The sequence below is a fragment of the Mesorhizobium onobrychidis genome, from assembly GCF_024707545.1.
GTDB lineage: Bacteria > Pseudomonadota > Alphaproteobacteria > Rhizobiales > Rhizobiaceae > Mesorhizobium > Mesorhizobium onobrychidis.
Map to the genome: position 1 here is coordinate 3,718,549 of NZ_CP062229.1, position 12,810 is coordinate 3,731,358.

Annotated in this window: 13 protein-coding genes and 1 pseudogene; 9 read left to right on the forward strand and 5 right to left on the reverse strand. The window is 59.9% G+C overall.

Annotation, left to right across the window (positions count from 1 at the left end; all coding sequences use genetic code 11):
* The first annotated feature begins 301 nt into the window (after positions 1-301).
* Positions 302-625 (forward strand): hypothetical protein, encoded by a 324-nt coding sequence (locus tag IHQ72_RS18440; RefSeq protein ID WP_258116370.1) that lies wholly within the window; start codon positions 302-304, stop codon positions 623-625.
* 589 nt (positions 626-1,214) lie between these two features.
* Here IHQ72_RS18440 and IHQ72_RS18445 read toward each other — a convergent pair.
* Together IHQ72_RS18445 and IHQ72_RS18450 are read right to left on the reverse strand one after the other, a co-directional pair.
* Complete coding sequence (locus IHQ72_RS18445; protein ID WP_258116371.1) at positions 1,215-1,658, reverse strand: potassium channel family protein; 444 nt, start codon at positions 1,656-1,658, stop codon at positions 1,215-1,217.
* Positions 1,655-2,755: an AI-2E family transporter gene (locus IHQ72_RS18450; protein WP_258116373.1), complete on the reverse strand. Its 1,101-nt coding sequence runs from the start codon at positions 2,753-2,755 to the stop codon at positions 1,655-1,657. Before IHQ72_RS18450 ends, IHQ72_RS18445 begins: the two co-directional genes overlap by 4 nt.
* A gap of 299 nt (positions 2,756-3,054) precedes the next feature.
* On the opposite strand from IHQ72_RS18450, the gene IHQ72_RS18455 reads away from it, so the two are divergent.
* The 6 genes and pseudogenes from IHQ72_RS18455 (at position 3,055) to IHQ72_RS18480 (ending at position 8,301) form a co-directional block, all read left to right on the forward strand.
* Positions 3,055-4,179, forward strand: a complete 1,125-nt coding sequence (locus IHQ72_RS18455) for an HlyD family secretion protein (RefSeq protein WP_258116374.1) — start codon at positions 3,055-3,057, stop codon at positions 4,177-4,179.
* Positions 4,169-5,200 (forward strand): hypothetical protein, encoded by a 1,032-nt coding sequence (locus IHQ72_RS18460; RefSeq protein ID WP_258116376.1) that lies wholly within the window; start codon positions 4,169-4,171, stop codon positions 5,198-5,200. Before IHQ72_RS18455 ends, IHQ72_RS18460 begins: the two co-directional genes overlap by 11 nt.
* Positions 5,201-5,826: 626 nt before the next feature.
* Positions 5,827-6,423: pseudogene (locus IHQ72_RS18465) on the forward strand (tyrosine-type recombinase/integrase).
* A gap of 375 nt (positions 6,424-6,798) precedes the next feature.
* On the forward strand, positions 6,799-6,975 hold the full coding sequence (locus IHQ72_RS18470; RefSeq protein WP_502572791.1) for a hypothetical protein: 177 nt from the start codon (positions 6,799-6,801) through the stop codon (positions 6,973-6,975).
* An 11-nt stretch (positions 6,976-6,986) separates the two neighbouring features.
* On the forward strand, positions 6,987-8,081 hold the full coding sequence (locus tag IHQ72_RS18475) for a chymotrypsin family serine protease (protein WP_258116378.1): 1,095 nt from the start codon (positions 6,987-6,989) through the stop codon (positions 8,079-8,081).
* Complete coding sequence (locus tag IHQ72_RS18480) at positions 8,065-8,301, forward strand: hypothetical protein (protein ID WP_128169787.1); 237 nt, start codon at positions 8,065-8,067, stop codon at positions 8,299-8,301. The genes IHQ72_RS18475 and IHQ72_RS18480 overlap by 17 nt, the downstream gene beginning before the upstream one ends.
* Positions 8,302-8,649: 348 nt before the next feature.
* Here IHQ72_RS18480 and IHQ72_RS18485 read toward each other — a convergent pair whose 3' ends face one another.
* Positions 8,650-8,895, reverse strand: coding sequence for a hypothetical protein (locus IHQ72_RS18485; protein ID WP_258116380.1), 246 nt, complete (start codon positions 8,893-8,895; stop codon positions 8,650-8,652).
* 403 nt (positions 8,896-9,298) lie between these two features.
* Between IHQ72_RS18485 and IHQ72_RS18490 the strand changes: the two genes are divergently transcribed.
* Positions 9,299-10,245, forward strand: a protein-coding gene (locus tag IHQ72_RS18490; protein ID WP_143744659.1) for an IS630 family transposase whose coding sequence is annotated in 2 segments (ribosomal slippage) — positions 9,299-9,637 and positions 9,640-10,245 — 945 coding nt in all. Because the reading frame shifts where the segments join, the coding sequence is not laid out codon by codon here.
* A gap of 82 nt (positions 10,246-10,327) precedes the next feature.
* Here the strand turns inward: IHQ72_RS18490 and IHQ72_RS18495 are convergent.
* The gene (locus tag IHQ72_RS18495) at positions 10,328-11,470 is read right to left on the reverse strand and encodes a M14 family metallopeptidase (RefSeq protein WP_258116382.1); all 1,143 of its coding nucleotides are present in this window, start codon (positions 11,468-11,470) and stop codon (positions 10,328-10,330) included.
* 35 nt (positions 11,471-11,505) lie between these two features.
* On the reverse strand, positions 11,506-11,769 hold the full coding sequence (locus IHQ72_RS18500) for a hypothetical protein (protein ID WP_128169785.1): 264 nt from the start codon (positions 11,767-11,769) through the stop codon (positions 11,506-11,508).
* Positions 11,770-12,076: 307 nt separating this feature from the next.
* Between IHQ72_RS18500 and IHQ72_RS18505 the strand changes: the two genes are divergently transcribed.
* Complete coding sequence (locus tag IHQ72_RS18505; RefSeq protein WP_309508583.1) at positions 12,077-12,409, forward strand: hypothetical protein; 333 nt, start codon at positions 12,077-12,079, stop codon at positions 12,407-12,409.
* Positions 12,410-12,810 lie beyond the last annotated feature (401 nt).

Sequence of the window (12,810 nt, forward strand, 5' to 3'; positions counted from 1 at the left end):
CGCGACCATGGTTGACTGGACCGCCCGACGAAAACCAGCCAGCCTACGGCCGCCGCTATCACGAGCGCCGGAGCTCCCCGGACGATCAGTACCTTAGAAGCGTGCTGGCGAGCGTGACCGATCCGCATTTGCTGGCGAGAGTTTGCGCTGCGCGACCCTACCCCGGTGACAATTTTCGGTAGCAGGAGGGCGTAGATGCCGATCCACAGCAGGCCCCGCACCTCTCCGACCCAAAGAAGCCAGAGCACGACCAGATAGATAGTCAGCAGCCATGGTCGGACGTCATAGGGCCCCGACCGTCATGTCGGGCTTTCGCCAGACGATTTCGATTGCCATCGCGAGCAGCCCGAGCCCAAGCCGGTATGCTGCCCGCCGCGTGACGTCGGCCGAAAATGCCAGCAATGGCATCAGGCTGACCGTCGCCCAGCCGAAGAGCTTTCAGCCGCCGAACCCAGAAATTCGCATCGTCGTCGCTGAGCCGTATCAAGCCAAGCGTCCGCTCTTCAGTAGGCGGATCCGGATCCGCACCGGCCGCAAGCAGCAATCCGCCGCGTTTCGTCAGGACACGAAACACGATGAGGACCAGAAGGTGGTATGCAAACGATCACGACAGTTATCCATCTGATTTTCTTTTGGTGTTGAACAGCGAACACGGTAGCGGTTCACACATCGCTTGTCGCAGCACCAGTGGGCGGCATTCGAACAAGCGCCTCAGCCAAGCCCGCGTCCGGGCCAATGGCGCGGCTGCGGCTCATACCAAAGCGATGGCCGCGCGCCCGATGGCGTCGTTGCCATCAATCCGCAGCGCGAATAGATAGCGAAGGTAAGAATTTCAACGGCGCCCCCAGCGGGCCGTGGCCCCCTGACAATGAGGGTGTACGATAGTTTCAACGGCGCGTACAGCAGGGAGCTTCTGTCTGTCGCGCTAAAAATCGACTTACATGTCCCACACGGGCGCTCAGGGACAACGCGAGGCCATACCCATGAAGGGCGATTCTCTCTCGCAAGAAGTCCGCGGCCCACGCGTGGACGCTTTGCATGCCAGCGACCTTGTCCAAGCCTGCCAGTCGACCTCTGCGTCCCTCACGCAGTAAGGGATCTTACACCGCGCCAGGAAACGGCCCGATACGGCAGGGGCGGTATGCAGCTAGTAAGATATTACTGTCGAGATCGGTGATCCACCGCTTACCTTTTGTTGACGCCGGACAATTGGCCTACGCGCGGGTTGACTGCGCGGCGATCCATTTGGCGGTGACCTGCTGGACAGCGGAGATGAAGAGGGCCGTGGTGATCCCGAACATCATCAGACCATTGGCAGCCTGAAGCGGCCCAAGCAGCCGCATCCGACCATCTAGCACGATGTCACCATAACCGAGCGAGGTGAAGGTCACGCCCGAAAAATACATCGCCGTTTCAAAGTCCTCAAATGCACCGAGCAGTTTGTAGAGCAAGGCCCAAAACGCAACCTGGACGATGTTGCCGATCATGAGCACCACCATCAGAATCGAGAATTGCAGGAAAATCCCGCGCAACGGCTTTGGGCCGAGCGGTTGCTTCGAGGCCTGGGCGAAGTAACGCGCGGCGAACACCGATGCCAGCACCTGAAGTGCGAGGCATGCCAACATCGCCAGCAGGCCGAGTGTAATAACCGCGATCATGGCGACGGATCGTCAGTCTGCGGCCCGCCCGGGCCATGCCGCAGCCACTCCATGAGCAGGACGTAGCCAACGGCGAGGAGAACAGGGCCTACAAACAGGCCGAGAAGGCCGTCTGCGACCATGCCGCCAATCACACCAATGAGAATGACCGGCATTGGAACTTCAAGTCCGCGTCCGAGCATCAATGGTTTGAGGAGGTTGTCGCTGAGCCCGGCAATGACGGTCCAGATCGAAAAGATGATCGCCGGCGTGGTCGCTTCGGTCGCAAGAACATAGGCTATGACAGGCAGTGTTACCAGCACTGCCGGCACCTGCACGATGGCAAACAATAGCACCACGAGCGTCAAAACACCGGCCGATGAAAGACCTATGGCAAAAAAGCCTGCCCCAATCAGCAGCGACTGGATGACCGCTACGCCCACGACGCCGACCGCCACACCGCGGATCGTAGCGGCGGTCATCTCAACCAGCCGCGGGCCTTGTGCCTTGCTGCCAGTGATACGTTTCAACAGGCGACTGGCGAATTCGGTAGCGCCGTCGCTATAGGCGATGAGCACGGCAGCGACTGCGAACGAAAGTACGAAAGACAATTGACCGGCGGCTAAACCGCCCGCGAACGACGCCAGCCATGCTGCAATCCCGCTTAGCTGCTGGCCGTACTTGGCAAGCGCCGCAGGCATGTTTGTTGCCACGAGTGACCATGTCTCTGTTAGCTTTTGGCCGACCAGTGGCAGGTCTGCGAGCCGCGGAGGCGGTGGCGGCACGGTCAGGCTGCCGTCTTGCAAGCCCGAGACGAACGCAAGAATGGACGATCCAAGCGACGTCACCACCATTACCAACGGCACCAGCATCAGCGCAACGCTGACCAACCCGATCAACATCGCTGACCAGCGATTGCCGACCCGGAGGACCAAGCGTTGGTGCAGCGGATAAAGCATCACCGCGAGGATCACCGACCAGAGCAGGATGCCAGTAAAGGGCAATATGATGCGGCTACAGGCAAAGATCAGTAAGGCCACAAGTGCGATCTGAAGCACCGCGTCGAGCATTCTCAAGAGCGACGGTGGGCGCTCAGGGATTGTCACGTTCGGGTCCATGTAGCTGCCCCCCTTCCCAGCCATCTGGATTTCCCAGGTAGCTCCGTGCTCCGCCTGACTATTTACCTGTTTCGGCCTTCCTGCAAGACAGCCGCAAAAATGCTCGCTGGCGCCTTGGACAGGCCATTGAACCGATGAGCCTCAGCCTGGCGCGGTTATGTGGACGGATTCCTTGAATTAGGCATCGCATCGGTGCCCGTTGCGATGGCGACAGCTGAGGACTAAATTGCCATTCCAACACAGGTGCCGGCGCAAGCAAAGCCGCGGCGCGACGGCCGTGATCTTAGAGGGGAAACGTCATGGCGTCGGATGCAACTGGAGCCTCTCATGATCATTCTCCAAATGCAGTGGGCGCGCCTCTGAAAGAGAGGAACCCGCAGCGCACGGTCGCAATTACCGTATTGCTTGTGGCTTTCCTTTTGTTCGTCGTGACGGTTTTCATGGAGCGGCGCACTCCTTCATCCTCGCAGGCGACCGTCAGTGCATATGTCGTCGGCGTAGCGCCGGAGGTTACCGGGCGGGTCATTGAAGTGGGCGTGACTGACAACAGCGCCGTGACGCCCGGCCAGATGCTGTTTCGCCTGGACCCGGAACAGTACCGGCTTGCCGTTGCGGAGGCGGAAGCACGCCTTGCAGGGGTAGGTCAGTCGATCGGCGCTTCGACTGCGGCCGTCGATGTCGCCCAGGCTCGGGTGGTGGAGGCAAAGGCAGTCCGCGTCAACGTCCAGGATCAAGCCACCCGCGCGATGGAACTTGTCAGGCGCGGTGTCTATGCCCAGGCGAAGTATGATGAGGCCGCGGCCGCGCTGGATCAGGCAGATGCAGGCGTGGATGCAGCCGAAGCCGACCTCGCCCGGGCTCAGGAGGAGCTTGGACCCGCAGGAAAGGACAATCCGCAGTTGAAGGAGGCGCTCGCGGCGCTTGAAAGCGCTCAGCTTGATCTGCTGCGCACGACGGTTTCAGCGCCGGCGGAAGGCGTGGTCACCAATCTTCAGCTTTCCGTCGGAGGCATGGTCAGCGCTGGCGAGAGTGCAATGACCTTCATCGATACCGGCACGATTTGGATCACGGCCGCGTTCAAGGAAAACAGCCTCGAGATGGTTGCCGCAGGCGACCGTGCGGAGGTGTTGTTCGATATCCTCCCCGGTCAGATTTTTGCCGCCACCGTTGAGGGCATCGGGATGGGGGTGGCTCAGGGAAGCGTCGACCCAGCGACGGGCCTGCCGAAGATTTCCACAGACACTGGATGGGTGAGAACACCGCAGAGCTTTCCCATCCGCCTGGTTCTCGACGAAGGGCGGCCCAAGGGCGTGCGGTACGGTTCGCAGGCGAATGTGGTGATCTATACCGGGGACCATCCGGTCACCAATGCGCTCGGCAGCATCTGGATCCGAGTTCTGTCGATCCTTACCTATGTCAGTTGACACGCATCTTTTGCACGAGGCGGACCGCGTTAATGTAAGGCGCAAGGGTCTGCGCATAGCGCTTGCCGTTGCGGTCGGCTTTTCCTGGTTGGTCTATTCGGGGGCTATCATCCCCTTCCTTGGGCCGTTGTTTGCGGCACAGTTTCTAATCTCCAGTTCCCGCCCTATGCCGTTGCAAAAGGCGTTGGCAGTCACGGTGCTCATTCTTGTTGTCGGAGCACTTTTGCAATTCGTAGCGGTGCTGACTGGCGACCGGCCGCCGGTGCTGCTGCTGCTGCTCGGGCTGATTTACTTTGGATGTTTCTACCAGCAGGCGAACGGCAAGGGCGGCCCCACAATCTTTCTTGTCCTGGTCATAGCGGTTATGGTGCCGCTCCTCACAATTCTGAACGAGGATCTCGGCGACACCATTCTTATGATCCTGGTTCAGAGTGTGGTGACCGGAATGCTTTTGATGTGGCTGGGCCATGTACTAATCCCGGACAGAGGTACCCCCGCCCTTAAGGCCGCGACGGCGACGACATATCCGCATGCGGCACGCTACGCTGCCGCCAACACCGCCATACTCCTGATCGCGGTGGTTGCCTGTCTGACACGCGAAGGGCTGGCAACGGCGATTGTCATTCCGATAACAGTCGTGTCACTGCTGTCCCAATTCGACGTCGCAGCCAGCACGCGCGCGGCCTTGGGGATCGTGATAACCAATATTACTGGAGGCTTGGCCGGGTCCGTCGCATTCGGATTGCTTCAGGTATGGCCGTCCCACATTTTCCTCTTTCTATTGGTACTGCTGGCCGGGTTGGTATTTGGCGGTCGTGCTGCCATGCGTGCGCCGGCCGCCAAACTTTACGCTGGCGCCTTGACGATCTTCCTCCTCGTATTCGGAACAGGCGTGTCACCGCTTCCGGGGTCTGCCGCCGAGTCCTTTTCCACCCGGGTCACTTACATACTGGTGGCCATCGCCTATGCGATCTTCATGACAACGTTGCTTTGGCCTAGGCAGGAAGGCAGCCGCGATTGAACGCTTGTCGGCGGCCGACGCGCGCCGATTGATCGGCCTCCCGCGAGCAGCCGCCGTATACGAAACGGCGGGCCTCCTGGAGTTGTCAGTCGAGCGATCGACAATGCGGACAATAACGAAATCGCCCACTCCTGTAGGCGAACGGCCCATGGCCCGAAGTTCGATTTTGCGGGCAAACTCGGTAGAGTCCGCAATTGGCGGATATCGTTGAAAAAGTCGCCAGCTATGCCACCGGCGACGCTCTTCGACGACCGTGGCGGCACTCCGGTGCCGATCCTGATGATGAGCAAGACGCTCTGAGCTAGGGCTCAAAGGGCAATCCGCTCGCTGCTGGTAGTTGCTCTCGTCCAGGTCAGGAGGATGTTGGAGATTCAACCAAGTCATCTCGAACTATAACAGTGCTCCAAAGTTCGCCTGAACTTTCGCTCCCGGTCGAGTCGGACCTTCGTGTCGGTGTTCGCGAGTGTCCGGAGATGGCGCGACCGCGTCCATTGACCAAGCTGCTGCCTGCGTCTGACAATCCTACAACCCCTTCGAGCGAACGTGCGCGAGGCTCTATGTTCGTTCTAGGATTGTCTGCTCGCGTCGAGCGCTGTGGCTGCGGAGGGCGGCATGGGAGAAGAACCATATCTAGCTGGAATAGAGGCCATCTTGTTGGTCAGAAGCCACCCCTCAAGCCGCGCGAAGTCTGGAGCATCCGAACACGACTGCAGGTGTCAGGCGCAGAACGGGATCTGGCACTATTCAATCTCGCCATCGACAGCAAGCTTCGAGGTTGCGACCTGGTCACCGTGACGGTCGGCGATGTCGCGCGCTCCGGTGCTGTCCGCGATCGCGCGGGGATCGTCATTGGAATACGGGGCGCCCGGTGCAGTTCGAGATCACAGAGCAGACCCGCGCCGCCGTCAACGCTTGGATAGCCCGTCGTGGCCTTGGCGAAAGGGACTATCTATTCCCCCAGTCGCGTACGGGCGAAACCACACATGTCGACGAGGCAGTATGGGAGGATTGTCGACAAATGGGTTTCGAGCATAGGGCTCGATCCGAAGCGCTATGGCACTCATTCGATGAGACGCACGAAGGCTGCTCAGATTTACAAGAAGAGCGGCAACATCCGCGCTGTGCAACTGCTGCTTGGGCACACCAAGCTTGAAAGCACCGTCCGCTATCTCGGCATCGAAGTGGACGATGCATTGGCAATTTCCGAACAAGTCGAATTGTAGAGGAATGCAGAGCGCCGTTATCTCGAAGCGGCGCTCCATGACCCATCGGAGACCTTCATTCTGCTCGTTGCGAATGGCAGCAATGCGCCCACTGTCAGCCGTAAAAGATCAGTTTGCGACTTCCTGAAAGCAGACGTTCGGCTGAGGCGGCATGATGTCCGGGTTTGACCCATTCCAGACCTTCCGGTGCATGCACAGCAAAGGGCCTTGCGGCGATACAATGCCTCCGACTTCTGCTATGGTGCATTCCTCGGGCATAGGTGGTCTTAAAGAACGCCGTCGTGGATCGCAAGCTTGCTGCCATTCTTGCTGCCGATGTGGTGGGCTACTCCGCGCTGATGGAGCGTGACGGCCAAGCAGGCGGCCGACGCGCGCATGTGGGCCGGGGTCCATTTTCGCTCCGATGTGGTTGCGGGCCAAAAGATCGGTGAGGGTGTGGCCGAGCAGGTCATAGCGTTCGCGGTTCCACCGCCCCAGCGGTGGGCGACGCTCGCCTTCGATTGCCGCGCCGCCGGCGCGTTGTCAGTTCTAAACAAAGCCGTGCCCGAATAAGGATAGCTTAGATGGACGTACTCGAGGCTAAACAGTCTTTAAGCGCACGTTATCTTCCGCTGGGTTTTCGGAGCAAGGTTGTTGCACGTGTTCAAACGATGAGTGTGGATGAGGCGGTGGCCGGAGCTCGCCTCAATGTCCACGCAGTCGGTATAGGGCACAAGTTTGTGAACGGGCAGGCTACGACAGACGATATGGTTGTGCGTGTTCACGTTGTTCAGAAAATCGCGCCGAGCCTGTTGTCCCCCAGGGATCGGATTCCCGAAACAATTGATGGTATCCCCACCGACATTATTGAATCCGCTCCTGCATTTGCATTAGCGCGCAGACCCAGAACGGCGACGGGGCAGGCTGCTCCAGCGGCGGCGGTTCCGACGTGTTCTGACTCACGGAAAGGGAAACAGAGGCCTCTTGTTGCCGGCATAAGCGTGGCCCACCGTGATATCACTGCAGGGACACTCGGCTACTTTTGTCGCTCGCGTCGACAGGGCGACAATCCACAGCAAGTTCATATTCTTAGCAACAATCACGTCTTAGCCAACGTGAACAAAGGCTATCCGGGCGACGATATATATCAGCCTGGCCCAGCGGATGGGGGCGATAGCCAGGCCTATGTGGCTGACTTAGTGCGGTTTACTCCCATCGACCTGTCGGGCGCGCCGAACAGAGTGGACGGAGCAATCGCAAAGTTTGCGCCCGATATCCAATGGCGGCCCGAGATATGTACAATCGGAAGCATCAAGGGAACAGCGGCTGCAACTGTTGGGATGAGCGTTTGCAAACATGGGCGAACGACGGGCTATACCGAAGGCATCGTGACGGACATCGCCTACGATGCCTTGATCGGGATGAATCACAGTGATGCAAGCATCGTAGGATTGTTCCAGAATCAAATTCGTGTTGAATCCATCTTTGGCGCGCTGGCATTCGGGCTCGGCGGCGACAGCGGCTCATTGGTGGTCGAATTGGGCAAGAAGCGGGGTGTTGGACTGTATTTTGCCGGTCCTCCATCTGGAAATTATGGCGTCGCAAACCAAATAAGTGATGTGCTTTCTGAACTTGAGATAGAGTTGGTCGACGGAGCGGATATTGCCGCAATCACTTGAAGATGCCAAATCAAAGCTGAGTGCCAAGTACCTCGGCAAGTGCGGCGTCCATGGTGTTGGAATAGTGCGCGACCAGCAAGCCGTCCGGTTCGACGTCGATGAGCGGGTGACGGAAGTGGAGCGGGAGTTGCTCGGGAAGCTGCTCGATGAAGCGCGGCAGGAAGCCCACCCTTTCAAGGTGATTGCCAACATCGAACCACGAGCCAACACGTACCAATAGTTTCTTTCGGTGGCATGTCGAATTGGCGTGAGGGCGACCTGAAGGGTAGTCGGCCGAACATTACTATCGATCCGGCACCACTGAGACCCACGGCGGCCGATCAAAACATACGTGGCAATCCCGCGAGATAGATCCCTAGACTAGAACCGTTAGCGCGCCGCCCTTACTCCCAGCCGGCATTGCGACGATCACAGGCCGAGATAGGGTGTTGCTCAATATCACTCCGCTATCTGGGTTCGGGCGGCTGATGCCGAACGTCTGCAACTCGCCCGTTTTCAGTCATTGAGGTTGGCCGAATGGAAAGGTCCGTTACGGCTAGATCCGTTCAACGCATTCCTCTCTGCAATCTTATGCGACCTTCTGCGAACAAACAACGAACAGCGCCATAACGGCTTTGCTCATATCCCGCTCATCCGCCGTCCGCGATAGCCTCGTCGCGACAATCCTAGGCTGAGTGACCGTCCAAGCCGGGGCCGGGCGCTGTTTGATTGCTAGCCGAAAGATTTTCGCGAATTCTTCAAAAAAATCCTCCCTGCGCTTTTTCCAACTCAGCAGAATGCCGGCTTGAGGGGGATCGACACCAGATGCACTCATGCTTCGCCCCGTGCCACTAACCTCGGTAGAGACGGCCGTCCGTACACGCGATTTGCCGACGTCGAAGAGGAAATCGCCAAGGTCCTCCAGTCTGACAGGTCGGGCGCCATGCTGCTTGAGGCGCCCTCGAGATGGAAAACCCAGACGCTCGTCTACTTCGCCGAACAGTGCAAGGGGCGGCAGACGGTCTCTCGCCAGCAACCGAAAATGCGGCCCAGATGGGCTCACCGGCCGAACCCCAAGCATCTTGATCGCGCGCGTTTTACGCGGAACGCGCGTGGCTTCGGAGACCGGCGTTTCTCCTTCGGCTAGAGCGGGATGAATTGAGTCTGAATCGAAAGGGGATTCCCGAAGGCGAGCAAATCTGATTCAACCTGCTGGCTGGGTCAGGAGGCCAGCATGGATGGGCAAGCCTTACTCGATGGATCTTCGCACGCGGGTGGTAGCGTCGGTTGAGCAGGAGGGCCTGTCGCGACGTCAGGCGGCAGAGCGCTACGGGGTTGGAATCAGCACGGTCATCCGATGGGTGCGCCGCTTGCGCGAGACGAACAAGCTGACACCCGGCAAGATGGGTGGGCACAGACCGAAGAAGATTGCCGGAGAGCATCGGGAGTGGCTGCTGCGGCGCTGCCGGGCGGCGGAGTTCACACTGCGCGGTCTTGTGGCCGAGCTTGGCGATCACGGCCTGAAGGTCGATTACCGCTCGGTGTGGGAGTTCGTTCACGCCGAGAAGCTCAGTCACAAAAAAAGACGCTGATCGCCAGTGAGCAGGATCGCCCGGATGTGGCGCGCCGGCGGGCACAGTGGGTAAAGTATCAGGACCGCATCGATCCTTCCCGCCTGGTGTTCATCGACGAGACCTGGACCAAGACCAATATGGCGCCGCTCAGAGGATGGGCGCCGCGCGGCGAGAGGATCAAGGCCAAGGTGCCGCACGGTCATTGGAAGACCATGACCTTCTTGGCGGCACTGCGCCACGACCGTGTCGATGCACCATGGCTGATCGACGGACCGATCAACGGCGAGCGTTTCCAGCTCTATGTCGATGCGGTTCTCGTCCCAACCCTCAAGCCCGGTGACATCGTCATCATGGACAATCTCGGTTCGCACAAGGGCAAGGCCGTGCGCCGTGCCATCCGCTCGGCCGGCGCCAGGCTGTTCTTGCTGCCGAAATACTCCCCCGACCTCAACCCTATTGAGAAATTCTTCGCCAAGCTCAAGCATTGGCTGCGCAAGGCTGCCAAGCGAACGGTCGAGACCGTCTGTGACGCCATCGGCCAAATCCTCGGCACTGTCACTTCAACCGAATGCAGAAATTACTTCATCGAGGCCGGCTATGCGCCAACCTAAATTCATCCCGCTCTAGCTCGATGATCGCAACCGGTTCCTCCGAACTCGTTCCGGAATTCCGGGACCGGTCGTCCTCCGCCTCCTATGCTGCCACAGGCGCCGCCAGGAGCTGTTCGACGAACCGGAATGCAGCCGGACGGTTCTCCTCCCAGGTCGCCAGGATCTGGTCTGGCGGCAGGATGAACCCGCCTTCTTCGAAGGTGCGCGGCCTGAGTTCGACCGTGAACGACGGTATGCCGTAGGTCCCGTAGGTCCAATCCGTTGTATCGCCCGCGGTTGGGTAGAGCTCGGAAGACTGCTGCGGGACATAGATCTTGCCATGCACCCCCTTAATCAGGGTTTGCATCTCCTGGGCCATCCCCACCATCTGCTCCCGATGCTGAACGTCCGGTATGGGCTTCTCCGTGTAGCCCCAGGGGTAGAGTATGAGCTGAGAGTAGCTGTGATAGGTGATCACGCCGGCGAAGCGTTCGCAGCCTATGAGATCGCGGACCGCCTGGGTCTCCGGCTCGGAGAAAGCGCGCGGGCCGACATAGGTCTCGTCGCTCGGCACGTGGCTGGAAGTGGGCACGTCAAGAATGCCCCACATGTAGCCATAGTTGCGGTTCGGGTCCACACCGAACGAGCCGTCGTCGTTCCTGCGGCGGTTCTTGCGCCAAAGCCGCTCTTGTGCCCGGCTGTGTTCATGGCCGTCCGGGTTGACCAGCGGGGCGACCCAGACTTCTCCGCTCGTAAGCCAACCTGCGATCGGCGCCTCGTCAGCCCGCTCGACGAGTTCCTTGGCGAGCAGGAAGGGCACTTCCACGGCGATCCACTCGCGCGCGTGGTGGCAGCCCATGAAGAGAACCTTGGGAACACCGCCGCGACGGTCCCCGATCCGCAAGGCAAGGATGGGCCGGCCCTCGATACTTCGGCCGATCTCGATCAATTGGGCGATGTCCGGCTTCGCTTCCGCAAGCTGCCGCAGCTCCTCCTCCAGGCTGGCTGCCGAATGATACTGCTCCGCCGCCTCGGCGCTGGCGAAGGTGGACAGGTGCCGCGCCACATCCTCGAGTTGCTCGACGAGGTAGCCCATGCTGGACAGGCGGTCCAGCTGAGCCTCGGTTGCACGAAGGATCAGGTGATCCGGCTTGACCTCCCAAACGTCGATGCCCAGCGGCACTCGAAGAACGTCCCCAAGCGGCTTCTGCAGTCCCGAAGACGTGACCTTGGCGATCAGGTTCATGCGACCATCTCCTTCCTTCGATAAAGCGAGCCTGATCAAGGACCCTCGGATTGCCCGTCGAGGTGATCGGAGCTGGGTGCTCCACTTTCCAGGTCGGCGATCGTGCGGAGGCGCTCGACGCCAGCTATTCGTCGGCGCTCGAGCTCGGCAATCGTCTGCTCTGAGGCAACCGCCACGACGGCGTCAGCTTCCCGTTCCCAGACATCAAGGCTCAGTGGAACCTTCAGGAGATCGTCGACTTTGCGACCCGCAACTGGCGTGAGACGAACCAGCCAGCGGACCGTCGCGCCCTCCGCCATATCAGGTGCTCCTCGGCATATTATGCAGCCTGTCTCGACTTTAGCCTCTCCCGAAGTGAGCTGCAACGCCGCCCCCGAAGCCGGTCAGCCCATGCCATGCTGTGCAGACCTCCACACGGAGCCGATCGGGGCGAGGCGGCGCGGGGAAGCTTGCCGATGCCCCACGGCGGGAGGGCACTGGCATGAATGACGGGAAAGACGCTCGAAAGCCGCCGCTCGGTGGACCATGATGAAAGTCCCAAAAGGGGGTCGACTCCTGCCCTTGCCCGCCGTGGCAGACAATGACCGCTACTGTGATGGGTTTCGGATGCCGGCCATCCACGTGTTGGCCTGCGCCGGGGCCGGCGCCCGAAAGCCTCCAGGGAACGAACCCGCCGGATGGAGGCTCGGTTTCCGCCAGACGCTTGCGCTTTCGACGGCCTATCAGGCGGGCGTGGTGGCATGGGTTGCGTTCTGGGCGTTCTATGGCAGGGGCTTCACCGCCGAGAACGCAATGGCCATCACCACCTTTGGCGGCGCCTATATGCTTGTCGTTATCGTCGAGCCTCTGACCGACCTTGCGGTCCTGGCAATCGCCAAGGCACTGCATTCGCTGAAGGGCAGCGGCCTGGTCGAGCGGCGGCTCTACAGCGCGGCTTAATCACCAAGGCAGCAAAAGGGTGGCGGACAGATCCTCATAGGCCCTGCCCGCCGCCTCTCATGTTTGAGAGATTTCAGCCTTTCGTGTCTTTGCAAAATGATCAAGTCCAACCGTGCCGACCAGCTTTGGCAGCTGCCATACAGCTGTGGCAGCGCATTCCGGCTTGATTGGTAGTAATGTCTACTTTTGGCGCAAAGCAGTCCACGCTATGCTGGACGCGAAGGTCGGCTTTTTAGCCCAATCATCCCGAAAGCGGATCTTCCGCTTCCGGCCCAGAACGCGACGTTAGAGTATCTGCTCGGCAATGACGGCTTCTGGCGCACGTGGTCGGTTGGTGCGTTCAGCCTTCAGATTGCCCGATGTGGCTCGGAAAGGTCCCGCCGGGTGGGACGAAGGTCGTC